Origin of the sequence: Paracholeplasma vituli (assembly GCF_025446935.1) — a bacterium.
GTDB classification, from domain to species: Bacteria; Bacillota_I; Bacilli_A; order Acholeplasmatales; family UBA5453; genus Paracholeplasma; species Paracholeplasma vituli.
The window spans coordinates 23,649-47,479 of the sequence record NZ_JAOEGN010000005.1 but is presented as its reverse complement, the minus strand read 5'-3'; the positions used below and the strand labels follow the sequence as shown (position 1 = coordinate 47,479).

Below are 23,831 nucleotides of genomic sequence, written 5' to 3'. Positions count from 1 at the left end.
CTTTCTAAAGACTATTTTTTCTTTGGATACTTCGAACCATTTCGTGTATCTTTTTTATAACCAATTTTTTTCGGCACTAAGTTCGTAACTGCAATTCCAATGATTACGAATAATAGAACAAGAAGAACCAGTAAAAATTCGAAGTTTGAAGTGATGAACTCATATTGATCTAAAAAGAACTTATGACCATCCACTAAAAGCTTTGGTTCTACGGGTGCTGACAATTGGCCAACCACGAAAATGGTTAATACGTAAGCGAATAAAATGGTTGCTAGTGTTAGCAATACTGCGATGAGTGTTTTCTTTTTCATTTGATAATCCTTTCTGCCACCATGGCTATGAAATAAACACTTGTAGCACATACTTTTGATTGGTGGAGCGATAACCACTTGCTACAGTTCCTTTTTATCATTTGTCAATGATATTTGATTTTTAGACCGACAGTAAAAATGATTTTGAACCTCGATATTAGCCAGAATACCAAATTAAAAAAGTACCCTATCAAAAATCCGTTTTAAGCGGTTTTTAGTCTATGACGATAAAATACTCAATCCACATAAACGAATTGAATCTAGCCTATAAACCATATCGAATTAAATCGGACTGCAAGGGGCGTAAGCGACCTTGCTCCTTTTAACCTCCGACCCCGAAAGGGGGCGACCATATAACGCTAATTATCTAGTGATTGATTTAATCCATACCCAATCGACCCTTTAGCTTTTTTAAAGGGGCGTTTTTCTATTGGCTAGGATACATTTAATTGCCGTGGCACGTTGTTAGGCCTATCTCATAGTTGCAATGCGGCCATTTATTAGTCCGCTGTAGAAGTCAATCTTTATAAAATAAAGATTTCTTCATTCTAAAGAGGACTATAGTTTGTATGTCGACTTTTGTTTTTAGGTATGTCGACTTTCATGACTAGGATTAAAGGGGTATGTCTACTTATCTATTTTTAAAGCAAAAAAAATGACTACTGGAGTCGAGTAGTCATGTGGATGTGAGTTAAAACGTTGATTTTATTGTTTTGAGCTATATATATAAAAGCCAAAATAACGACAATGTCGTTTACTTTAGTATTTATGAAGCAAGAGTCATTAACTCTGGTGGAATCAAATCGCCTTGAACAAGCTTGTATAAAGCTCCCAAGAGGTTTCCAGAGTCATCATATGAACTAACAATTTCCTCAACATCTGAAACAACGAAATAGTTGTAAACGTCGAGTTGCTTCTCTAAATATTGGTTAAACATGTTTCTATTCTTTTTAGCGTTTATATCGTTGACTTGAGTAGAAGTAGCTTGATTGCTTAAGTGGTCAACCAAGGATAAAGGACGTCTATAAATGAGACGTCTTTCTCGGCTTCTATCATCTTGTTGGTTAAAAAACTCATCCCCTGGTATAGCTCTTAAGAACTCTTTAGAACGTTTAAGGTTTAGAATTATTCTTCTATTTGTTAAGCCTTGTACGCCATCTTTAAGAGAATAACGATCACCTTTAGCAAGGTAGATTCGATCTTCAATAACACCCATTTTTGTTAGGTATCTTAATGCTTTTTGAACTGTAGATGGTGATTTTTTATTGCCTTTTTTTGGATTAGATATAACGTTGCATAGTTCCATTAATTTAGTGTTTTGGATATTAATACGTTCTTCCGGTGAAATATCACGGTTGGATTCTAAAGTGAATAGATTTAATAAAACAAAGAAAACCTTTTGAGTAACGTCCACTTTTGGGTTACTGAACCAAGATTGAATAGCGATATCCCCATGAAAGAAAACCGATTGGCCATCGATTTGCATTTTCTTAAACTCTCTTAGCTTAACTCTAAGTTCATTTGACTTTCTAGCTGTTCTAGCTTTTTTCATAATTTCTTTTTTGTAGTCGCTCATGGGGATCTCCTTTCATGGATTATTATTGTTTGGATTGTCTTAATTGTTCCAACTTATTCCGGGTGTCTTGAACGATATCTTTAGTAACATCAAACACTTCAGATACATCGGGATTGATAACATTATCGTAGTACGATTTACGTTTTTCTTGTTTCTCATTTTTCTTCTTCAATAAGTACTCTTTGCGCTTGATTATGAAGTCTAGTATATCTTCAGCATTATCAAGCCTATGTTCTTCTTGAAACGATTTAAGCGTCATTTTCAAGTATCTATCATTCGGTAATTTACCCTTGTGTGTCATGAGTAGAAACACAATAATGCCGTTGATAACGACTTTACTTGTCTTCGGGTGCATTAATCGGAATCTCATCACCCTATCGACTTGTGAGTCAAGTTGATCGTCATTATAGGATGATATATTTGTAATTATTAATTCCGGTGTTAACTGTTCTAAAGCTTTGATATAATCGCTACGTTGCATTTCGTTACCGCCTTATTTTTGATTGATGGATGTTCATGGATTTGCACCATGATAAACTATTACATCCAAATGCCAGGGCATTCCCCATTGCCCTGGGAGGGAGATTAACTCTGATTCAATGGCATAGATTCAAAGGTTCATAGGCCTATCTCATCAGTACCAGGGGGCTAATCACTGGTATACCGGGAGTGGAGTTCCCGGTTTCGATTTTGACCTAAGGAGTAAAGGTCATTAGATGTATTTTTAAGTTTAAGGTAATTGTTCTAAGTTTTTTCTTTAGATAATTGTTCCAACTTTTATTCGAATATTTGTTCTAACATTTACCACGTTTGATTGTTCTAACTTTTAAAGCTTAAGTTGGCCGTTCTCATCCAACGGAATCTTAACAAACACATGTGTGAAGTTCGAGTAATTATTATGTGGATCATAATCATTGTTAGGTTTAAATCTTAATGCGGCTCTATGCTTATCTGTGTATCCACAATAAGCACTAGCTTTGTAATCCCACGCCTTGATTTTAAGTTCATGAGCGAGTGCAAATTCTAACCCTCTATCTAAAGAACTGAAGAAGCCGATATGTATTTTCTTTTGTAAGTCATAGACGCTATAGATATATTTTGTTCTAACCATTTTTTGATACCTCTTTATTATGGATTCTTTTCAGTATCAGCTTGACTTCATTATCATTTTTGTAGTTATGAAGTTCATGGATGACATCCAGCAAATAAATGATGAATAGCAATGAGATAAGCAAAGATATTATCAATCCAGAGATTATGAATATCATTAGCAATCACCAATCAAATCGTTCATTATTTACACGTTCACTGATATATTCGATAAACTCCGATATATCATATTCACCCAGTTCATTTGCCTTAATCACTATTTCTTTAGTATCGCCATTTGTACGGTCGTGTATCAACCAGTAATCAAAAGCTCTATCTTCGTTAGGTTCAATACTTACCAATCGTGGCATTTCATCACCTTGGTTTAAGTCATCTAGTCGCCATTGAATATGTAAATCCGGATAAGTACTTCCATTTACTTTGGGTTTATTACTGTCTTTAGTTTGTTCTTGATAAAATGCCACTATTGTTTTAATAAAATTGAAGTGAGTCAAATTTTCTCTGTTGTGAGCTATGGTAATTTCGAGTGTATCGTTTTGTAATCTCTCTTGGAAGATTCTAATAAAATCATCAAGTCTTTTTTGTAAGTAATTAAAATCAACTTTTTCATGTGTCCAAGGATTGATTCCAATCTGCATTATTTCTACATCAGTCATTTCGGTTACATCTTCATTCTCGATAGAATCAGCTTGTAACTCAATTTCTTTTAAATCGATTTCTAGTTCATCATCGTTATCTGTGGGTGTGAAAATGACTTCTTCATAATGTAGACCATTAATAATCGCGAAATTATGTTCTATAGTCCTTTCGCTAACACATGCTGATCCAGTATCTAAGAGTTCTTGATAAAACTCGAATTTGTCATCATCTGACATATGTGATGTAACCATTTGTAAAACTTTTTTAAATTCATCATAACTCATCTTGTTCATGTTCGCCGTTCCCTTTCACGCCTTAGTAGGCTAGGTGAGATACTAATGACAACGGCGATGGAATCATTAGTACCCCACCTAGAATACTAAAACTATTTAGATACAGTTTAGTTTTCTTTGGTATCTCTTTCTTTCATATTGAATAAAGGTTTTAATTCTGCGTATTTCTGAATCAGTGTATCCACCAGATGAACTTAGCATAAACATATCAGCTAATAACTCATCACCATTACAGTGCTTTAGAACCCGTTTGTATAACCTAACATCACCAACGGGTTTATCGTACATTTGTATTGAAGTTACTATCTTCTGGTATACTTGCATATTAATGTACCTCAATTAATAAAAAAATCGCCAATGCGATCAACTTGAATATTTCAATGGATGTGAAAGTTATCGCCGTTCTCTCATACCCAAGGACGCTTTAATTGACGTGCAAGGGGTCATGGGTTCAATCCCCTTAGCCTCCACCATTCATTAATTAATGGCTTTGTTAAGCCATCACAGAATAATAAAGACTAGTTTAGGACTAGATTTATCTTAAAGTAGTAAAAAATACTCAATTTAATTACACTGCCACCGGGTAGAACAAAACATCGTTAGGTCTTTGAAGATGATTTTGTACCGGTGGCTTTTATTTTGGAGGAATTATGACATTTTTATTCGCACACTTTAATAAAAAAGAGATCACTGCTTGGGTATCATCATTAAGCCTTATCGTGCTCAGTCAAATGCTTTTAGGTAGTAAAGAGTGGGTCTTTATGGTTGTTTCTATGATAGGCATATCGGCTTTGATTTACACAGCTAAAGGACACTTGATGGGGCCTGTGATTATGGTCGTATTCAGTATCACTTATAGCTTGATATCGCTATCTTTTGATTACTACGGTGAAGCGATTACCTATGGTGGAATGACTTTACCAATGTCCGTTTTGGCGATAATCGCTTGGATTAAGCATCCATCTAGTCAAAAGAACCAGGTTGAAACTGCCGAGTTATCTATTAAGGAATGGGTGATTGGTGCCACTTATGCGATTTTAGTGACAATAGCTCTAGGGGTCATTCTATATCTATTTGATACCCCTAACTTAGTCTTGAGTACAATTTCTGTAACGACGAGTTTTGTCGCTGTGTATTTGACTTACAAGCGTAGTCAGTATTACGCACTCGCCTATGCATTTAATGACATTATCTTGATTGGATTGTGGATTTATGCAAGTCTAGCACATCGTGAATACTTACCATTGGTGGTTTGTTTTAGTCTATTCCTGATTTATGATATTTACGGTTTTATCGCATGGAATAAGATGTCAAGAAAACAAAAAATGATTGTTATGATTGAAGAATAAATACAAATATGTGCATCTACCGCATGTTCATAGATGCAAACCTTTTGATATATAAGGTTATATCTACTAAACTTACCTGTATAGTGGTGGTATTGTGAAACGAATTATCGTTCTACTAGGTTTATTATTCACGATTATAGGTTTAGTTGGATGTAGTGAATCTACACCGGATAACGACATCGTATTTACGCTTGAACAACTAGCAAATTACGATGGTCAAGGTGGACGTCAAGCTTATGTGGCTGTTGATGGTATAGTATACGATGTTACGAACGCTGAAAACTGGAATAATGGCGAGCATAATGGTCAAAGACTTGCTGGAACCGATGCTTCAGCTGTTATCTTGAGTAGTCCACATGGGAAATCCGTATTATCTGGGCTTCCGATTGTAGGGCGTTTGGAAAAAGAGTAAACTAATTTAGGTTGTCCTGAGGCTAGGCTCATATTAGACTTATTTGAAATAAATCTATTTAATTACATATTCAACGGTTTTTCGCACCTGTATGCAATTATACGGTGCTTTTTTTTGTCTTTTTTTGTAATATACTTTGAAATTCAAGATATTTAAAACGCTTACAAAGTATAGGGGGTTTACAAGGGTATGTCTTGGTGCTAAAATAGGTGCATGCACGTATATTTTGAACATCAAAACAAATTATGCGTTAACGAGGGAGATGGTAACCATTCTACCGCGGATCATTTTAAACCTTCAAACACTAAACACCTATCCCGCTAGAATACCAGACTGAAATTGCTTCACCACAGCCTCGACCACTTATCTTGGGCAAGTCTCATTTTAATGTTGGATCGCGTCTGTGTAAATCACTACAGAAAGAGAAGAGAACGATGACAATAAAAGAATTACAAGCTATCATCAAAGATATTGAGAATTCACCTTTGATGACTTTAGAACTTGAAATGGATGATTTCAAACTCAAATTATCTAAAAACAAATTTGAACCAGCTCCGGTTCCACTTCAAAACACACCGGTTGCACAACCGAAAGTAGAAATTCCAGTTACCGAAGTAAAACCTGTTCATTCCGCACCTAAAAATCTAATAAAATCCCCGCTCGTTGGGACTTTTTACGCATCCGCAACCATTAATGGCAACCCTTATGTTGAAGTCGGACAACCTGTAAAAAAAGGCCAAGTTGTCTGCATCATCGAAGCGATGAAAATCATGAATGAAATCACCTCACCTTATGATGGTGTGATCAAAGAGATTTTTGTCAGAAACGGTGAGGTTGTGGGCTATGACCACGACTTGATGGTTGTTTCTGAACATGAAAAATAAAATTTTAATTGCGAACCGTGGCGAGATTGCTGTCAGAATCATCAGAGCAGCTAAAGAACTCGGCATCGAAACGGTCGCTGTATACTCTTTAGCAGACAAAGATGCTTTACATGTTAAACTTGCTGATGAAGCGGTTTGTATCGGTAAAGAAAAGTCTAAGGAGTCATACCTAAATATGAATGCGGTCTTATCCGCAGCTGTAGCCACTGGATGTAATGCCATTCATCCGGGTTATGGTTTTTTATCCGAAAATGCAAAGTTTGTGGAAATGGTGGAATCCATCCAAATTAAATTCATTGGTCCAAACTCGAAAACCATCGAAATGATTGGCGACAAAGCAAGCGCTCGTACGATTGCGAAAGCCAATGGTGTTCCGGTAGTAGAGGGGTCAGATGGGATTATTGAAGATGTTCATGAAGCTATAAAGATAGCGAAAAAAATTGGATACCCAGTGATGATCAAAGCGACCTCTGGTGGTGGTGGTAAAGGGATTAGTATTGCACGCTCAGACGACGAACTGATGAGTGCTTTTGAACGTACGCAATTGGAGGCTTTATCCTCTTTTGGTGATAAGTCACTGTATATTGAAAAGTTCATTGAATCTCCAAAACACATCGAAATCCAAGTTATGGGGGATGCGTTTGGTAATGTGGTACATCTATTTGAACGTGACTGTTCTACCCAAAGACGTAATCAAAAAATGATAGAAGAAGCGCCATCACCTGTATTAAATGACATATTAAGAAAGAAAATAGGACAATCGGCTGTTAAGTTAGCTAAAGCCATTAATTATGAAAATGCCGGAACGATGGAGTTCTTAGTGGATCCTAAAGGTAACTATTATTTCATTGAAATGAATACCAGAATTCAAGTTGAACACCCAGTAACTGAGTGGATTACGGGGATCGATTTAGTTAAAGAACAAATCAAAGTAGCCTATGGTAAAGAATTATCATTTAAACAAAAAGATATTCAAATCTTAGGTCACGCGATTGAATGTCGTATCAATGCCGAAGACCCAAGCAAGGGGTTTATTCCAACTCCGGGTAAAATTCAGAATGTCTTATTCCCTGGTGGCAACGGTGTAAGAGTGGATACACACATCTACCCTGGTTATTCTGTACCACCTTTCTACGATTCGATGCTAGCGAAACTCATTGTCTTCGCACCGAATCGCAAAGAGGCGATCAAGAAGATGCGTGTTGCCTTAGAACAGTTTGTTGTCGAAGGCATTCAAACGAATATCGAATACCAATACTTAATTATGCATGACCTTGAATTCATTAAAGGTCAATACGATACCGGCTTTATTGCGAAATTCAATGCGAGATACGAGGCGAAACGCAATGAGTGACTTCATCAACGAACGCAAAAAGCGTATACAAGAGTTTAAAGCTCGTTTTTTTAGTAAAGGTAAAAATAAACCCATCGATATTCCCGATGGGCTCTTCGTTAAATGTGACGAGTGTGGTACTGCTCTTTATGAGAAAGAACTGGAACAAAAACTTTCGGTTTGTCCAAATTGTGGTCACCACTTTCGCATTGGTGCTCGTAAACGCATCACAATCACCGTCGATCCAAACTCTTTTTGCGAGATGGATTCAGATTTATCGTCCTTAAACCCTCTTGAAATGCCGGATTATGAGGTCAAACTTGAAAGTGCCAAAAAACTCACCCATCAATCCGATGCGTTTGTCTGTGGTAAAGCAACCATCCAAGGGTATCCATGCTTTATTGGCGTTTTGGATAGTTACTTCATGATGGGTTCAATGGGTAGTGTCGTTGGTGAAAAAGTCACTCGCTTGATAGAGGCAGCAACCGAAGCACGTACCCCTTTAATTATCTTTTCAGCCTCTGGTGGAGCTCGTATGCAAGAAGGTATCTTATCCCTCATGCAAATGGCGAAAACCGCTGGCGCTTTATATTATCTTAATGAAGCAGGTGTTCTGTTCATCAGTATCTTAACCAATCCAACCACTGGAGGGGTCGCAGCGAGTTTTGCTTCTCTAGGTGACATCAACATTGCTGAAAAATCATCAACGATTGGATTCGCCGGAGCGCGTGTCATTAAGCAAACCATTAAACAAGACTTACCCCCTCATTTTCAAACCGCTCAATTTCAATTAGAACACGGTCAAGTTGATTTGGTATTATCTCGTCATGAGATAAAAGCGACTTTGGCTAAATTGTTGTTATTCCATGGAGGTGAACATGTCTAACACCGCCTGGCAACACGTCTTGCTAGCAAGACACCCAAAACGGCCTACAAGTCGAGTCTTAATCGAAACCCTATTTGATGATTTCATCGAATTACACGGAGACCGTGCATTCAGTGATGATAAATCCATCATTGGTGGATTAGCCACACTCAATGGGGTGACAGTCACGATTATTGCTGAAGAAAAAGGCACTTCAACACAGGATAAAATTGCTCATAATTTTGGGATGCCGCATCCAGAAGGCTATCGGAAAGCGCTCCGATTGATGAAACAAGCCGAAAAGTTCAAAAGACCAATTGTAACGATCATCGATACCCCCGGTGCATATCCAGGATTAGGCGCAGAAGAACGGGGACAAGCACAAGCCATTGCTTTTAACCTACAAGAGATGATGGGACTCAAAGTACCCGTATTGGTCATCGTATTATCCGAAGGTGGTTCGGGTGGTGCGCTTGCAATAGGTGTAGGTGATCATGTCATGATGTTCGAACATGCCATCTACTCGATTTTATCACCTGAAGGGTTCGCATCGATTTTATTCAAAGATGCTAAGCAAGCTGAGCATGCCGCCTCCTTAATGAAACTAACCGCTACCGATTTATATAACTTTAAGATTATTGATGAAATCATACCTGAAGGGCCTGGTCTTCATGAATCTAAAGAAGGTTTATTTAACTTAAAGAGTGCTTTAAGTCGTAACCTTACCCAATTATTAACCGAAAAAATTGGTATTATTACCCAAAAAAGATATCAAAAGTACCGTCAAATGGGGGTATTTTTAGAAGGAGCAAATGTTGAACACACACAAGATTAAAGTGGCGACTTCCGGTAAATATACCCCAAGCACCATTGTTACCAATTCAGATTTAGAAAAAATAGTAGAGACTACAGACGATTGGATTACCAGTCGAACAGGGATCAAAGAACGCCGTAAAGCAGATACAGAAACTGCAACCGATATGGCTTATTATGCAGCCCTAGACGCGATTGAAAAAGCCAATTACGATCGATCCAAAATCGATTTAGTCATTGTCGCTACAATTACTTCTGAGCGTCAAACACCCTCGGTTGCAAACCTCGTTATGGGCAGATTAGGCCTTAAAGAAGGCATTATGAGCTTTGATGTTAATGCAGCTTGTACAGGCTTTGTGTATGCTTTAGAGATTGCTTCTGCACTGATATCAAGTAATCACTATCAAAGTGCACTGGTGATTGGGTCTGAACGGTTATCAAATGTCATTGACTACACCGATAGAAATACCTGTATTCTCTTTGGAGATGGTGCAGGGGCTGTAGTGATTGAATCAGATCCAAATGCAAAAGCATCGTTCTATAATGCTTCAAAGGCAGATTTAGCCGATGTGCTTACAGTTGAAAAAACCATTCGTATGGATGGAAAAAGAGTGTATCAGTTCGCAACCGATGTTGTAGAAAAAAGTATTCGTCACATTTTAGAGGTCAATCAATTAACAATAGACGACATTGATGCGATATTACCGCATCAAGCAAATGAACGTATTATTTTATCGGTTTCCAAATCCATGGGCATTCCGATGTCTAAATTTGAACTGAATATATCAACCTATGGGAATACCTCCGCAGCGAGCATTCCAATCCTCATTTCAGAATATCAAGCAAACAACAAAAATAAACGTGTCCTATTGGTAGGATTTGGTGGAGGATTCACTTGGGGATCCGCCATCGTGGAGGTCTAATATGAAAAACATTACAGAAATTTTAGGAACTAAATACCCCATCATTCAAGGGGGGATGGCGAATATCGCAACCGCAGTACTCGCAAGTGCTGTATCCAATGCGGGTGGCTTAGGTTTAATCGGAGCTGGTGGCTACGATGCAGAATGGGTTCGAAATGAAATTAGAAAATGCAAAACCTTAACGGATAAACCGTTTGGTGTGAATATCATGTTGATGAGTCCACATGCGAAAGACATTGCTCAAGTGGTTATCGAAGAAGGTGTTAAAGTCGTTACAACTGGGGCTGGTTCTCCAGGTGTGTATATTCCAGCTTGGAAAGCAGCAGGCATTAAGATTATTCCAGTTGTCCCATCGGTGGCCTTAGCCGTTCGTATGGAACGTGCGGGGGTAGATGCAGTGGTAGCAGAAGGTACGGAATCTGGTGGTCATATTGGTGAACTGACTACAATGGCACTCATTCCACAAGTTGCTGATGCAGTTAGCATTCCGGTAATCGCTGCAGGGGGCATCGCCGATCAACGCGGTGTATTAGCAGCCTTCGCCTTGGGTGCAAAAGGGGTTCAAGTAGGAACTGTCCTTTTGGCAACCAAAGAATGCCCAGTGCATGATAACTATAAACAAATCATTTTAGATGCGAAAGATACCGATACGGTTGTTACCGGTCGTGGAACAGGTGCACCTGTACGTGTTTTAAAGAACAAAATGGCTGTCGAATACTTACGCATCGCCGACCAAGGTGTGCCTCTCGCTGAACTTGAAAAACTTACACTGGGGTCCTTACGTCGTGCGGTCTTTGATGGCGATATTGACCGTGGGTCATTCATGGCTGGACAAATTTCAGGGTTGATCAAAGAAGTTCGCACCGTTCAACAAGTTTTAAGCGATCTGTTCGATGGTGTGGATCAATATCGTAGTCAGTTGGTTGTTTTATAATGAGCAAATTGGCCATATTGTTTCCTGGTCAAGGAGCTCAATATGTCGGTATGGGTTTGGATTTTCCTAATCATAAAGATGTATTGAATCACGTTAAAGTATTAACCAATCTAGACATTGAAGCGGTTATCACAACTGGTGAAAATCTCAATGAAACACGCTTTACTCAACTATCCGTTTTGACTGCTTCACGTTTGGCATTCGATGCGTTATTGTCTCTTAAACCTAAGTTTGAAGGGATGACCGGATTCAGTTTAGGTGAATACTCGGGACTCTATGCTTCAAACGTACTTTCGTTTGACAAAGCAATCAAACTCGTCTATCAACGTGCACTTGCAATGCATGAAGCGACACTCGAAACCAAAGGGTTTATGGCAGCTGTATTGGGTCTCGATGCGCAAACCATCGAAAATGGTTTGAAGCAAGTTCAATCGGGAGTGGTCGTTTGTGCAAATTACAATAGCCCAGTTCAAACGGTTATTAGTGGTGAACTAACTGCATTCAGTGAAACCGAAATGACCCTTAAGAATTTAGGGGCAAAAAGAGTGATTCAACTAGCAGTGTCAGGGGCTTTTCACTCGCCGCTTATGAAACAAGCAGCATTAAAGTTTGAACAAGCATTGAGTGAGGTCGACTTAGCTTCACCTAGTTACCCACTATATTTAAATACTACCGCTCAAGTAGCAAACATAAATACCTTAAAATCCGAAATGGTCAAACAAATCTATCAATCGGTTCGATTTCAACAAACAATTGAACAGATGATCAAAGATGGATTTACACATTTTCTCGAAATAGGACCCGGACAAGTTTTAGGGCCACTGGTTAAGAAAATCAATCCCAACGTAGAATCGTTCAGTTTTGGGAAATACGTAGAATTAGACAATTTGAAAGGATGGTTAACAATCCATGGATTTATCCAATAAAGTAGCAATCATCACCGGTGGCGCAGCCGGCATCGGTCGTGCCATTACCAAAACATTGGCAACCTATGGCGCGAAAGTCGTCATTAATTACAACAGATCGAGTGAAGCAGCTCAAAGCTTAAAAGCGGAAATCGAAGCGAATGGTGGCGAAGCACACATCGTTCAAGCGGATATCTCAAAATACGAAGAAGCCGAAAAACTCGTGAACGAAACCATCAATCGTTTCGGTGGATTAAATATCTTAGTTAATAACGCTGGGATTACCGATGATGCTTTGATTCTACGAATGAGTGAAACCCAATTTGACCGTGTCCTAGATACGAACTTAAAAGGGGTATGGAATATGTGCAAACACGCATCCAAAACACTTTTAAAATCCGGTTATGGTCGTGTGATCAATATCTCCTCGGTATCGGGTGTACTTGGTAATGCTGGGCAAACCAATTACAGCGCAGCGAAAGCAGGTGTGATTGGGTTAACGAAATCCTTAGCACGTGAATTCGCAAGTCGTGGCGTGACTGTAAATGCAGTCGCACCTGGGTTTATTGAAACCGATATGACGCGTAAACTCTCCGATGACATTCGTAATCAATGGCAAGCTCAAATCCCTTTGAAACGCTTTGGACAAGATGTTGAGGTTGCAGAAGTTGTTGCTTTCTTAGCTAGCCCAAATGGCGCCTATATTACCGGTCATACCTTAGAAGTTGACGGCGGGTTGGTGATGTAGATGAAAAGACGCGTTGTTGTTACCGGTATGGGACTCGTAAGTCCCATAGGCAATACCGTAGAATCCAGCTTTCAAGCAATGATTGAAGGCAAAAACGGTATCGATTTGATTACATTAGAAGACACTACAAACTGGAAAGTTAAACTGGCTGGTGAAGTGAAAAACTTAGATTTTGAAGCCTTCATTGACCGCAAGGAAGTCAAGCGTTCAGACCGTTCGGTCTTACTCGCTTTGATTGCAGCAGATGAAGCGTATAAACAAGCGAAACTAGAAAATGCTGAAATTGACCGTACCCGATTTGGATTGTTTATCGGAAGTGGCATCGGTGGACTAAACACCATTCAAGAAGAGGTATCCACTTATGCAAATCGTGGTCAAGACCGTATGTCGCCATTTTTTATCCCAAACTCCATCATCAATTTAATCGGGGCCAAGATAGGTATTAAATATCAAATCTATGGTCCTAACTTACCTCAGGTTACAGCATGCTCAGCCGCAACCAACTCGATTGGTGAAGCCTTCCGCTACATTCGAGATGGCTACTTAGAAATCGCGATGGCAGGGGGTGCTGAAGCACCCGTAAACGCAATCGGTGTAGGTGGGTTTGCTGCGATGAAAGCACTAAACACCTCCAATAATAAAGACCGTGCCTCGATTCCATTTGACCACGACAGAAGTGGTTTTGTAATTGCAGAAGGGGCTGGGATTCTTATTTTGGAAGAATACGAACATGCTAAAAAACGTGGAGCTCACATTCTAGCAGAACTGGTAGGCTATGGCACCACAACCGATGCGTTCCATATGACCTCTCCCGATGAAGAAGCGAAAGGGATTACTAACTGTTTAACACAAGCCCTAAAAGACGCAAATATTGAACCGAGCGATATTGGCTACATCAATGCGCATGGAACCTCAACCGTGCTCAACGATAAATACGAAACTATGGGCATTAAAAAAGCCTTTAAAGAAGCCGCTTATGGCATCAATATCTCCTCAACAAAATCCATGACCGGCCACGCTTTAGGCGCTGCAGGTGCCATTGAAACCATTGCTGTGATCAAAGCTTTACAAACAGGGATGATTCCACCAACCATTAACTATCAAAATCCGGATCCAGACTGTGATTTAAACTACACACCGAATGTGGCTGTGAAAAGAGATCACATATACGGTATGAATATCAACATTGGGTTTGGTGGACAAAATGCAGCCATCATTTTCAAAAAGGTGACTGAGAATGCTTAATCAAGAACAAATCAAAGCGATACTACCCCATCGTGATCCTTTCTTAATGATTGATGAGATAAAGTCTTTAGAACCACTAAAAAAAGCTCTGGGAGTGAAGTATGTTAAGCTAACAGAGGATTACTTCAAAGGACATTTCCCTTCTAAACCGGTCATGCCAGGTGTGTTAATCATTGAATCTCTTGCACAAGTAGGGGCAGTAGCACTCTTATCTGGAGAAGCTTATCAAGGCAAGATTGCGTTTTTTACAGGTATTGAATCGGCGAAATTTCGTAAGAGTGTTTTACCTGGAGATACACTCATCTTAGAATGTGAAATCACCAAGATTCGTGGACCTTTTGGATTTGGATATGGTAGAGCCTATGTGAATGATGAACTGGTTTGCGAAGCGAATATTTCGTTTGCAGTAGGTAATTGATGAGTTACACCATTTTAGAATTCAAAACCTTAGACTCCACCAACACCTTTCTAAAAACCTACCAAGAAGCTTTAAACCACCTTACGTTCGTAAGAACAAGACACCAGACCCAAGGCCGTGGTCAATTTGACCGTACTTGGGTGTCTAATCCGAATGAAAACATCCTGTGTTCTGTGTTATTAAAGGATATTCATGTTCAAAAAGTTAATGCTTATAAGGCTTGGATCGAACAAGGCTTAATGCAATTTCTAACTGAAAGAGGGTTAAAAGTGGTCTTTAAAGCACCCAATGATTTATACGTTGGAGAGCGTAAAATCTGCGGAATCTTGACGGAAACCCAAAGTGAAACCAACCAATTAACGTATGTCGTTATCGGATTTGGATTGAATGTAAATCAAACCCAATTTGAAGGCTTGAATGCGACATCTATGGCAATAGAAGCAAATCAAACCTGGGATGTGGATGCGCTATTTGAAGCCTTAATCCATCATTTGTTAAGTACTTACGGAGACATCTAATGAGTTCATTAAACCGTTTGATAAAAATAGCCGCCATGACGGCTGTTTTATGCATATCTGTCTACTTAATCCCACCGATTTTGCTTTTTGGTGGGGTCCCATTTACAATTCAAACCATGGTGATTTTTCTCATTGCGTACCTTTTCAATAAAACCGATGCGCTACTGATTGTGCTTTTATATTTAGTCATCGGTCTCTTTGGATTACCGGTCTTCTCAAATGGTCAAAGTGGGTTGTCAGCGATCCTCGGTCCATCCGGTGGGTTCTTAGTCGGGTTTCCTTTAATTACCTATGCGATAGCATCCTTAAAATCCAAAGATAAAAATGTCGTTCAAGACTGGATAGTAACCATTCTATTTGGTGTTATTATCCTATACGGTGGAGCGGCTTTATGGCTTGCTTACGTATTAGAAATGAATTATGTACAAGCGTTACTTTTATTACTTCCATTTGTGCCATTTGACCTCATCAAAATGGTCATTGCACACACTGTGTACAGAAAAATGCCATCTTTATACGAACTATCTACACATTAGGGCAACCCCCAATAAGGAACTGTAATGACATCTTCTTTACCTCGAATTATCCAAGGTGGTATGGGCGTAGGTGTGAGTTCAACTACTCTTGCCAATACGGTCTCTAAATCTGGCCAACTCGGTGTGGTCTCCGGTACCGCACTCGCAATAACCTTCGCTCGTAGACTCATGCAAAAAGGCAATGAAATCTACGAGGAAGCGATGAAACACTTCCCCTTTAAAAAAACGATCGAACGCATCCAAGCCCGTTTTCATCCAAAAGAAGCACACGAGCCGTTTAGGATGGTTGAGATGCCAAGCATTCACCCTTCAGAAGATTTGAATGAACTCATTGTTGTGGCCAATTTCGTAGAAGTACATTTAGCGAAGAAAGGGCATAAAGGTGTCGTTGGCATCAACTTCTTAGAGAAAATTCAGTTTCCCACTTTAGCCTCTATCTATGGGGCTATTTTGGCTGGGGTAGACTATATTTTGATGGGTGCAGGGATTCCTCACCGAATGCCCGAAATTATCCGAAAATTAACGAAACATGAGGATGTCATGCTCCCTATAAAGATTGCTCAAGAAACAGAACATACTATTGAGATGTCTTCATTTTCGCCGTTAAGTTTTTCTAAAGGAGAATCACTTCCAGAACTGAAAAGACCTCAATTTTTAGCCATTGTTGGCTCTCATACACTCGCAACCTACTTGACTAAAAGTGAGTTTGGCTCACCTGATGGCTTTGTGGTTGAGTTACCGATAGCCGGTGGACACAACGCACCGCCACGGGGAAAATACCCACTTACAGAAACCGGTGAACCGATTTACGGTGAACGTGACTTGGTCGATTTTGAAGCCTTAAGAGCTTTAAATCTCCCATTTTGGTTAGCCGGTGGATTTGGTGATCACACAGGGTTAAAGAAAGCTTTAGAACTCGGCGCTGTTGGAATCCAAGTCGGAACCGCGTTTGCTTTCTCCAATGAATCTGGATTCGAACCCGAACTGAAGAAACAAGTATTAGAACAAGTCTTAAACGGAAAAGTCCGTGTAAAGACAGACATCAAAGCCTCTCCAACAGGATTCCCATTCAAAGTAGCTGAAATTGAGGGGACTTTATCCGATGAAACCACATATCAAGCACGGAAGCGGATATGTGATCTTGGTTATTTAAGAGAAGCTTATCGAAAAGAAAATGGATCAATTGGTTACCGTTGTCCTTCAGAGCCTGTAGAGGATTACGTCAGAAAAGGTGGCAAGGTCGAAGATACGGTCGGTAGAAAGTGTCTTTGCAATGGTTTGGTAGCAGGTATTGGTTTAGGTCAGATTCGAAAAGATGGATCAACTGAAAAACACTTAGTTACTTCAGGTGATTACTTAAATGGCTTAAAACCTTTGATCGATCCGAAAACATACAGTTACTCAGCAACACAAGTACTCCACTATTTACTTAACTCATAAATCCATAAAAAGGGCTACTCATTTCGAAAGATTTGGATCCCTTTTTTTTAAAAAGGAAATATAGTGATTAAATAGTAACGCTTTCATGCTTATTCATATTTTTTAAGAAACTTGTCATGTAAGGCTTTACATAATGAAAATTCTCGGTTATAATGTGTTTGAAGTTTTTACGAAATCGGTTTCCTAAACTCGAAGGAGGCATCCATGTACAAGAAAATTTGGTCATTATTGATCCTATCCTTATGCTCTATAGTACTCATTGCCTGCAAGGATACTGAAGAAGGAGAAATACCTGTGAAGAAAATCTACAACGTTGAGTCCTATGTGACAACAGGGAATCAAACGAAGCTCTTAGAAAAAAATACAGATGCTGTTACAGAGTTTTACGAAACTTTAACTGGCATTGCGCTCACAATTGATCCTTCTAAACGATATCAAACCATGGATGGGTTTGGAGCTGCGATGACAGAATCCTCAGCAGTACTTATTCAAAACCTTTCTGCGGAAGCTAAAGAAGCCTTGATGAATGATTTGTTTTCTAACACAGGTATTGAAATGTCCTTTGTGAGAATTCCAATGGGGGCATCTGATTTCGCATTATCCAATTATTCTTATAATGACATTCCGGTTACTGAAACCGATTTGAATATGGAGCAATTCTCATTATCTAGAGATTTAGACTCTGTCGTACCCGTTTTACAACTAGCAAAATCTAAAAATCCTGATATTCAATTCATGGGTTCACCGTGGAGTGCCCCAGCTTGGATGAAAGATAATAAGTCCATGAATGGTGGCAAACTCTTGATGGGTTACAAAGAGGCGTATGCACTCTATTTCGCTAAGTTTATTGAAGCTTATGGTAACTTAGGCTTGCCAATTTACGCGATCACCCCACAAAATGAACCGTTACATCAAACCGGTGGGTATCCTTCGATGTACATGACAGCGAGTGAACAAGTTGAACTCGTCATTGCCTTAGGTAGACTCTTTGAAAACAGAAGTATTGACACTAAAATAATTGCTTATGATCACAACTGGGACAACACCCAATATCCGATGACCGTGTTAAATGACCGTGTCGCCCGTAATTATGTCGATGGCGCTGGTTTCCACTGTTATGCAGGTAGCGTTGAAGATACAGAGAAGATGCAACGCCTATTCCCTAATATGGAATTCTGGTTCACAGAATGTTCAGGTGGTGCTTGGGCTACTAGCTTCGCCGATAATATGACTTGGAATATGGAAAACGTCTTCATGGGTTCCATGCGTTATGGTGCGAAGGGTGTCTTACTTTGGAACATTGCATTAAATCCAAACCATGGGCCACAAAACGGAGGTTGTACAAACTGCCGCGGTGTCGTTACCATTGATCCTGTAACAGAAACCTACACTAAAAATGTAGAATACTATTTAATTGGACATTTTTCGAAATTTGTTTCGAAAGGGGCTACCCGTGTGGATGCTCTATCCAGTAACCCAAATGTGATTACAGTTGCGTTTGAAAACCCAGATGGCTCTATTGTTGTGGTTGCACATAACAAAGCGAATGTAAATGCAATCTTTGACCTGAATATTCATGGGTCTAAATTGTCTCAAACACTCGCAGGGAAAAGCACAGTAACATACGTTTTAACTGAAATGAAGCAGCTACTAGTATGAAACTTTTGATACAAAATCTCCATCAAATCTACTAAAAGATGTAAAAATCGTATCATCTTTTAGTAAGCGTTAACATTTTTACGAAAACGTTTGAAATTTTTTGGAAAATGAGTTGAAATCGTTTACATACAATGATATAATGTGGCATGGGAAACAAACAGTACCCAAAAATAGGAGGAAAATATGAAGAAGTATCTTGCTTTAGTAGTTCTACTTGTAGCAGTATTCGTCTTAGCTGGTTGTAAAGAAAAATACAAAGGCCTAGACAAAGACGTTGCAGGTGAAGTAACGATCTTACTATGGAGTGGCGATGGCGTATTCCACGAAGACATCGGTAATAAGAATCTTACCCGTGACGACCTAGTAAGCCAAAATACAGCAACGATTTATGCTGTAGCAAAAGAATTCAACAAAGTTTATCCAAACGTTAAAGTTAACGTATTGGCTAAAGTTGGTGGCCCAGCAGATGGTGGCACTACTTGGGATCAATATAAAGAAAACTTTACACTTGAAACTGGTAAAACAGTCGATATTTGGGCATCTACTAACTTAGTTGATGACGTAACTAGAGGTCTAGTAGCTGACCTTTCCGTATTCAAAGATGACCCTATGTACAAGTCATTTAACCCTGGTGTCATGCAAATGATGAACTATTATGGTATCCAAGCTGGATTACCACAATACCTATTACCATGGGGCGTATACGTTAACAAATCCTTAGCTGACCAAAAGAATATTGACGTACCAGAACCAAACTGGACAATCGAAGAATATACAGATTTCGTATCCAATAGCCAAGCTAACGTGTTCTACGGATCGATGGATACTCCTAAGAGTTTCATCTTCACAGGAACAAACACAATGGCTAAGCAATTATTACAACACAAAGCTGGCGAAGATTTCATCAACATGAACTCTTCTGAAGTTAGAGCATTAATTCCTTACATCGCAGAATGGTCTGAACACTCCGTTTGGCCACAATGGGATAAGGCTGGGGCTGTAGAAGTAGAAAACAACTCACCGATGAGACCATTTATGGACGCTAACGGTTGGTGGTCATTCAACTTCTTTAAGAATGGCGCATTATTAACTCTTGATGGCGACCCTTGGATGATGGGCGATGCTGCAAACCAAACTCCTGGACACTGGGGTTCTGTACAAGCTGAAGAATGGGATATCTATCCACGTCCTTCTACACCATACATGGGTAACAGTGTTGGTATCGTTCTTGACCCTCTAGCAGTTCATAACTATGCTCTAGAAGATAGCAACCCTGAACTTTCTGACGCAGAATATGCTAAACTTCAACTTTCTTACACATTCGCATCCTTCTGGATCGGCGATGACGCTTCATGGGAAGCTCGTAAGAACCAAGAATTTAATGACCAAGGTACTTATAAGACTGCAATCAATGACTCATTCCCAGCAGTAACTGGTAAAGCATTCGATAGACAAATGGAAATTTGGTTCGAAGCACCTACTCATACTTATTTTGCTGACAAATCTAAGACTCCTGGTTTCCATAAGTTAATGGAAGTCTTCGAAAAAGGTGAATTCTTCGACGTATCTGACAAGGCATACCCTTGGACATACGACAACAATGGTACAAAGAGTGAAATTCTACGCGAATGGAACAACTTTAACTTACCAGATGTCTTAACAGGTACTCCAGGCGCAACTTCTCCAAGAAGAACTGACGCTGGCTTCACTGACATGGTATTATCTAAGCTTGCTGGTTGGAACACAACTACAAACGAAAGATTCTTACTTGCTACAACTGCATTACAACAAGGCTTGATTACACACTATGGTATGAAAGCTGCAGATTTTGAATAACAATAATTAGTAACTATGTTCATATGGGGGGCACCAAATATAATGTTTGGTGCCTTTACCATAATATAGAAGGGAGTTTTACATATGGGCAAACTAAAAAGGACAGTCACGTCCATCCTTTTTGTCGTTGTTTTGATTTTTATCATTACCCTTTTCACTGACGCGCGCGCATCATACGTACCCAAGGGCGAATTAACGAACACCGAAATTAAGGATGCTTTTGAGATTTTAAATGACACAATTGATAACCCAAGATACACCTATGTTGATTATTTAAGCGATCGATCATCTCAGATTATCTATGGCTTAAATACTGTAGTTGCAGATGTTGAAAATAATGAAGCGGTACTCGACCCTGAACGAGGTGTACCGTCTTTAATCATGGATAAGGATGTTGTTGCGACATACGATGTTACCGTAGCGACCCCTGGGTATTACCACATCGGTGTTGACTATCTCATCTCCGAAATGACACTCAATGAAATCACAGTTTCTGTACAAGTCAATGGCGAAACTTTTTATAAGGAAATGGAAACGATTGATCTACCCATCATTTGGATGGATGAATCAAAAGACTACCAAACCGACCGTTATGGCGATCAGGTACTACCAAACTCCGTTTTAAAATCCGGTTGGAAACATTTCAGACTTTACAACAATACCTATATCAGTGTAGACCCACTGTTATTTTACTTTGAAGCTGGTCAAAACTTGGTTGAAATTAAAAATACAACATCTTCACGCTTTACCATCTCAACCCTTACGCTGACTGCACCAACCCTATACATGGATTATACTCAGTATGATCAACTCCATGGTGGGGATCCAGTGAAGCATTTTGATTCGGTAGATGCCATCAACTATATCGAGAAGAACTCCTCTTATGTTCAACCGTTTGCATTAGGGAATAATAGTGTTCGCCCATTCGATCCTGTATACAAAAAGTTAAACATCATCGATGGTCTTTCCTGGCGCCGTTCAGGGCAAGCCCTAATTTATGAGATTGATGTCCCTGAAACCGGTCGTTATAAAATTGCTTTACACTATGCAAACTATAAGAACGATTTCCAAGTTCTCCGTTCAATCGCGATCGATGGTAAGATTCCATTTGCAGAATTGAAGGCATATCGTTTTGATCCAACCATCAATTCCGCTTGGAAGAATGAAGTCTTACAAAGTGAAGATGGAGATCCATTCTATTTTTACTTAACAAAAGGGACCCATACTTTAACCGTAAGAGCAGAGAATGAACCGCTTCAAAATAGCCTTCGTAAAATTCAATTGGTCGTTGACCATATCAATACTTTTGCACTAGAAATTCGTAAGATTACCGGTAAAGAGATTGATAAAAACCGTACATGGAAGTTTACAGACTATATTCCTGAAACTCCACAATTCTTAGAATCTTATATCGTAATGATGAAAGCAGCAATTACTGATTTATCTCAATACGCACCAAATGGGGCACAATCTGCTACACTTTCCGAATTACAAAAAGCGCTTGCCCGTGCTGAAAACATCTACAAAGATTACGAACGTATTCCGTTATATTTAGATGACCTAACAGGTGGGACAAGTTCAATCGCTTTATTCTTAGGAAACGCACTCACAGTAATTGGCGAACAACCAATGTACTTTGATGAGATCTACCTTTATCATGGCGAGAAGCTCCCTAAAGCGAATGCGAATTTCTTCATTCGTACACTTTCAAGTATTGAATCCTTTATTTCCTCATTTACATCGAATAAGTACTCCTTAACCAAAGAGAAGAATGTAGTCGACATTTGGGTCAATAGACCAATTACCTACGTCGATATGATGCAAAAAATGGCAGACCAAACCTTTACACCAGATACGGGCATTAAGGTTAAAATTTCGGTTATGCCGGATGCGAACAAACTCATCATGGCATCTGCAGCCAATCAACAACCAGACGTCGCACTCGGTTTAGCCTCATACATGCCTTATGACTTAGCCATTCGTGGCGCTGCTTACGATTTATCATCATTCCCAGACTATTGGGAGTTCGCTTCACAGTTTGCACCAGGCGCATTTGTACCTTACATCTTAAATGACAAAGCATATGCAATGCCAGAAACACTCGACTTTAACGTTATTATTTATCGTACGGATATCTTCAACGCGCTCAATTTACCGGTTCCAGATACCTGGGATGAAGTCATTGAACTTTTACCTGAACTTCAACAATATGGTATGAATTTCTACCATCCAATTGCCGGGGGTACTGCAATTAAATGGTTCTATCAAACCAGTGGTTTCGTGTATCAATTTGGTGGTAATCTTTATCAACCAGATGGTTTAAGAGCAAACATCAATACCCCTGAAGCCGTTCAAGGGTTAACCTATTTAACTCAATTATTCACAAACTATTCGTTACCAGAACAAGTTCAATCGTTCTATAACTCCTTTAGATATGCCACATTGCCAATCGGAATTACCGATTTCGCTACTTATCAATTGATTAAGAATGCTGCACCTGAACTCGTTGGACAATGGGCGATTGCACCATACCCTAGCATTACTGTAGATGGTAAAGCAAACCGCTATTACATCGCCAATGGTACTGCAAGCATGATTATGCAAGAAACCGATCAACCAGACGAATCTTGGGCATTCTTAAAATGGTGGTTATCTACAGATACACAAAGTCAATTCGCATTTAAGTTACAGTCTACTTACGGTCCTACCTATGCGTGGATTTCCGGTAACATCAATGCCTTCATCAATTCACCGTTCCCTGAAAAGGATAAAGAAGTTATCCTAGAACAAATCAAGTGGTTGATTGACGTACCTAGAACACCAGGCCAATACATGCTTGAACGTTCCATTTCGGATATTTGGAATACCTCCGTATTTGACGCAACCCCAACAGGTGTTGCAATCGACTCGAAGACGATTCTAATCAACCGTGAAATTCGTAAAAAGATGATTGAATTCGGATTCTTAGACCGTGACGGTAATGTCATCAAACCGTATAGTATCCGCGATATTTCATGGGTACAACAGCAAATGTTAGCAGCATCCGGAGGTTATCATGGATCAAATGATTAATTCTGAAAAGAA

General features: G+C 39.4%; 23 protein-coding genes. 18 read left to right on the top strand and 5 right to left on the bottom strand.

Translation table 11 applies throughout. From position 1 onward, the window contains the following. Positions 1-11: 11 nt before the first annotated feature. The 5 genes from N7603_RS03545 to N7603_RS03525 form a co-directional block, all read right to left on the bottom strand. Positions 12-311: a hypothetical protein gene (locus N7603_RS03545; protein WP_262095969.1), complete on the bottom strand. Its 300-nt coding sequence runs from the start codon at positions 309-311 to the stop codon at positions 12-14. Positions 312-1,077: 766 nt separating this feature from the next. Next, positions 1,078-1,887 carry a hypothetical protein gene (locus N7603_RS03540; RefSeq protein WP_262095968.1) on the bottom strand — a complete coding sequence of 270 codons (810 nt, stop codon included), beginning with the start codon at positions 1,885-1,887 and terminating at the stop codon, positions 1,078-1,080. A 22-nt stretch (positions 1,888-1,909) separates the two neighbouring features. After that, entirely contained in the window at positions 1,910-2,368 is a 459-nt protein-coding gene (locus N7603_RS03535; protein ID WP_262095967.1) for a hypothetical protein, read from the bottom strand. A 345-nt stretch (positions 2,369-2,713) separates the two neighbouring features. Beyond that, complete coding sequence (locus N7603_RS03530) at positions 2,714-2,998, bottom strand: hypothetical protein (protein ID WP_262095966.1); 285 nt, start codon at positions 2,996-2,998, stop codon at positions 2,714-2,716. Positions 2,999-3,161: 163 nt separating this feature from the next. Beyond that, positions 3,162-3,929, bottom strand: a complete 768-nt coding sequence (locus N7603_RS03525) for a hypothetical protein (protein ID WP_262095965.1) — start codon at positions 3,927-3,929, stop codon at positions 3,162-3,164. A 650-nt stretch (positions 3,930-4,579) separates the two neighbouring features. On the opposite strand from N7603_RS03525, the gene pnuC reads away from it, so the two are divergent. From pnuC to N7603_RS03435, 18 genes are all read left to right on the top strand, one after another. After that, positions 4,580-5,278, top strand: coding sequence for a nicotinamide riboside transporter PnuC (gene pnuC / locus N7603_RS03520; RefSeq protein WP_262095964.1), 699 nt, complete (start codon positions 4,580-4,582; stop codon positions 5,276-5,278). Between the two features lie 178 nt (positions 5,279-5,456). Further along, positions 5,457-5,690, top strand: a complete 234-nt coding sequence (locus N7603_RS03515) for a cytochrome b5 domain-containing protein (RefSeq protein WP_373425357.1) — start codon at positions 5,457-5,459, stop codon at positions 5,688-5,690. Between the two features lie 434 nt (positions 5,691-6,124). Further along, a complete protein-coding gene (gene accB / locus N7603_RS03510) occupies positions 6,125-6,574 on the top strand; it encodes an acetyl-CoA carboxylase biotin carboxyl carrier protein (protein WP_262095961.1) in 450 nt (149 codons plus the stop codon). Next, on the top strand, positions 6,564-7,928 hold the full coding sequence (accC, locus tag N7603_RS03505) for an acetyl-CoA carboxylase biotin carboxylase subunit (RefSeq protein WP_262095960.1): 1,365 nt from the start codon (positions 6,564-6,566) through the stop codon (positions 7,926-7,928). The genes accB and accC overlap by 11 nt, the downstream gene beginning before the upstream one ends. Further along, positions 7,921-8,793, top strand: coding sequence for an acetyl-CoA carboxylase, carboxyltransferase subunit beta (gene accD / locus N7603_RS03500; protein WP_262095959.1), 873 nt, complete (start codon positions 7,921-7,923; stop codon positions 8,791-8,793). Before accC ends, accD begins: the two co-directional genes overlap by 8 nt. Beyond that, entirely contained in the window at positions 8,786-9,607 is an 822-nt protein-coding gene (locus N7603_RS03495; RefSeq protein WP_262095958.1) for an acetyl-CoA carboxylase carboxyltransferase subunit alpha, read from the top strand. The genes accD and N7603_RS03495 overlap by 8 nt, the downstream gene beginning before the upstream one ends. Further along, entirely contained in the window at positions 9,585-10,508 is a 924-nt protein-coding gene (locus tag N7603_RS03490; RefSeq protein ID WP_262095957.1) for a beta-ketoacyl-ACP synthase III, read from the top strand. The genes N7603_RS03495 and N7603_RS03490 overlap by 23 nt, the downstream gene beginning before the upstream one ends. Before the next feature lies 1 nt (position 10,509). Next, positions 10,510-11,442, top strand: a complete 933-nt coding sequence (gene fabK / locus N7603_RS03485) for an enoyl-[acyl-carrier-protein] reductase FabK (RefSeq protein WP_262095956.1) — start codon at positions 10,510-10,512, stop codon at positions 11,440-11,442. Beyond that, on the top strand, positions 11,442-12,368 hold the full coding sequence (locus N7603_RS03480) for an ACP S-malonyltransferase (RefSeq protein ID WP_262095955.1): 927 nt from the start codon (positions 11,442-11,444) through the stop codon (positions 12,366-12,368). Before fabK ends, N7603_RS03480 begins: the two co-directional genes overlap by 1 nt. Further along, positions 12,352-13,095: a 3-oxoacyl-[acyl-carrier-protein] reductase gene (gene fabG / locus N7603_RS03475; RefSeq protein WP_262095954.1), complete on the top strand. Its 744-nt coding sequence runs from the start codon at positions 12,352-12,354 to the stop codon at positions 13,093-13,095. The genes N7603_RS03480 and fabG overlap by 17 nt, the downstream gene beginning before the upstream one ends. After that, positions 13,096-14,340: a beta-ketoacyl-ACP synthase II gene (fabF, locus tag N7603_RS03470; protein ID WP_262095953.1), complete on the top strand. Its 1,245-nt coding sequence runs from the start codon at positions 13,096-13,098 to the stop codon at positions 14,338-14,340. After that, positions 14,333-14,758: a 3-hydroxyacyl-ACP dehydratase FabZ gene (gene fabZ / locus N7603_RS03465; RefSeq protein ID WP_262095952.1), complete on the top strand. Its 426-nt coding sequence runs from the start codon at positions 14,333-14,335 to the stop codon at positions 14,756-14,758. The genes fabF and fabZ overlap by 8 nt, the downstream gene beginning before the upstream one ends. Beyond that, positions 14,758-15,276, top strand: coding sequence for a biotin--[acetyl-CoA-carboxylase] ligase (locus N7603_RS03460; protein WP_262095951.1), 519 nt, complete (start codon positions 14,758-14,760; stop codon positions 15,274-15,276). Before fabZ ends, N7603_RS03460 begins: the two co-directional genes overlap by 1 nt. Next, a complete protein-coding gene (locus N7603_RS03455) occupies positions 15,276-15,812 on the top strand; it encodes a biotin transporter BioY (RefSeq protein WP_262095950.1) in 537 nt (178 codons plus the stop codon). The genes N7603_RS03460 and N7603_RS03455 overlap by 1 nt, the downstream gene beginning before the upstream one ends. A gap of 24 nt (positions 15,813-15,836) precedes the next feature. Beyond that, positions 15,837-17,252 carry a nitronate monooxygenase gene (locus tag N7603_RS03450; protein ID WP_262095949.1) on the top strand — a complete coding sequence of 472 codons (1,416 nt, stop codon included), beginning with the start codon at positions 15,837-15,839 and terminating at the stop codon, positions 17,250-17,252. A 204-nt stretch (positions 17,253-17,456) separates the two neighbouring features. Continuing rightward, positions 17,457-18,911 (top strand): glycoside hydrolase family 30 protein, encoded by a 1,455-nt coding sequence (locus N7603_RS03445; RefSeq protein WP_262095948.1) that lies wholly within the window; start codon positions 17,457-17,459, stop codon positions 18,909-18,911. Between the two features lie 183 nt (positions 18,912-19,094). Beyond that, a complete protein-coding gene (locus N7603_RS03440; RefSeq protein ID WP_262095947.1) occupies positions 19,095-20,747 on the top strand; it encodes a type 2 periplasmic-binding domain-containing protein in 1,653 nt (550 codons plus the stop codon). Positions 20,748-20,831: 84 nt separating this feature from the next. Next, positions 20,832-23,819: an extracellular solute-binding protein gene (locus N7603_RS03435; RefSeq protein WP_262095946.1), complete on the top strand. Its 2,988-nt coding sequence runs from the start codon at positions 20,832-20,834 to the stop codon at positions 23,817-23,819. Positions 23,820-23,831: the final 12 nt, after the last annotated feature.

Bases quoted from the DNA above. Each gene is read 5' to 3' on its own strand.
- fabK (WP_262095956.1), top strand. From the start codon at position 10,510: ATGAAAAACATTACAGAAATTTTAGGAACTAAATACCCCATCATTCAA.
- accD (WP_262095959.1), top strand. From the start codon at position 7,921: ATGAGTGACTTCATCAACGAACGCAAAAAGCGTATACAAGAGTTTAAA.
- N7603_RS03450 (WP_262095949.1), top strand. From the start codon at position 15,837: ATGACATCTTCTTTACCTCGAATTATCCAAGGTGGTATGGGCGTAGGT.
- pnuC (WP_262095964.1), top strand. From the start codon at position 4,580: ATGACATTTTTATTCGCACACTTTAATAAAAAAGAGATCACTGCTTGG.
- N7603_RS03530 (WP_262095966.1), bottom strand. From the start codon at position 2,998: ATGGTTAGAACAAAATATATCTATAGCGTCTATGACTTACAAAAGAAA.
- N7603_RS03435 (WP_262095946.1), top strand. From the start codon at position 20,832: ATGGGCAAACTAAAAAGGACAGTCACGTCCATCCTTTTTGTCGTTGTT.
- N7603_RS03460 (WP_262095951.1), top strand. From the start codon at position 14,758: ATGAGTTACACCATTTTAGAATTCAAAACCTTAGACTCCACCAACACC.
- N7603_RS03480 (WP_262095955.1), top strand. From the start codon at position 11,442: ATGAGCAAATTGGCCATATTGTTTCCTGGTCAAGGAGCTCAATATGTC.
- N7603_RS03445 (WP_262095948.1), top strand. From the start codon at position 17,457: ATGTACAAGAAAATTTGGTCATTATTGATCCTATCCTTATGCTCTATA.
- fabZ (WP_262095952.1), top strand. From the start codon at position 14,333: ATGCTTAATCAAGAACAAATCAAAGCGATACTACCCCATCGTGATCCT.
- N7603_RS03490 (WP_262095957.1), top strand. From the start codon at position 9,585: ATGTTGAACACACACAAGATTAAAGTGGCGACTTCCGGTAAATATACC.
- accC (WP_262095960.1), top strand. From the start codon at position 6,564: ATGAAAAATAAAATTTTAATTGCGAACCGTGGCGAGATTGCTGTCAGA.
- N7603_RS03455 (WP_262095950.1), top strand. From the start codon at position 15,276: ATGAGTTCATTAAACCGTTTGATAAAAATAGCCGCCATGACGGCTGTT.
- N7603_RS03440 (WP_262095947.1), top strand. From the start codon at position 19,095: ATGAAGAAGTATCTTGCTTTAGTAGTTCTACTTGTAGCAGTATTCGTC.
- fabF (WP_262095953.1), top strand. From the start codon at position 13,096: ATGAAAAGACGCGTTGTTGTTACCGGTATGGGACTCGTAAGTCCCATA.
- fabG (WP_262095954.1), top strand. From the start codon at position 12,352: ATGGATTTATCCAATAAAGTAGCAATCATCACCGGTGGCGCAGCCGGC.
- accB (WP_262095961.1), top strand. From the start codon at position 6,125: ATGACAATAAAAGAATTACAAGCTATCATCAAAGATATTGAGAATTCA.
- N7603_RS03540 (WP_262095968.1), bottom strand. From the start codon at position 1,887: ATGAGCGACTACAAAAAAGAAATTATGAAAAAAGCTAGAACAGCTAGA.
- N7603_RS03495 (WP_262095958.1), top strand. From the start codon at position 8,786: ATGTCTAACACCGCCTGGCAACACGTCTTGCTAGCAAGACACCCAAAA.
- N7603_RS03535 (WP_262095967.1), bottom strand. From the start codon at position 2,368: ATGCAACGTAGCGATTATATCAAAGCTTTAGAACAGTTAACACCGGAA.
- N7603_RS03525 (WP_262095965.1), bottom strand. From the start codon at position 3,929: ATGAACAAGATGAGTTATGATGAATTTAAAAAAGTTTTACAAATGGTT.
- N7603_RS03545 (WP_262095969.1), bottom strand. From the start codon at position 311: ATGAAAAAGAAAACACTCATCGCAGTATTGCTAACACTAGCAACCATT.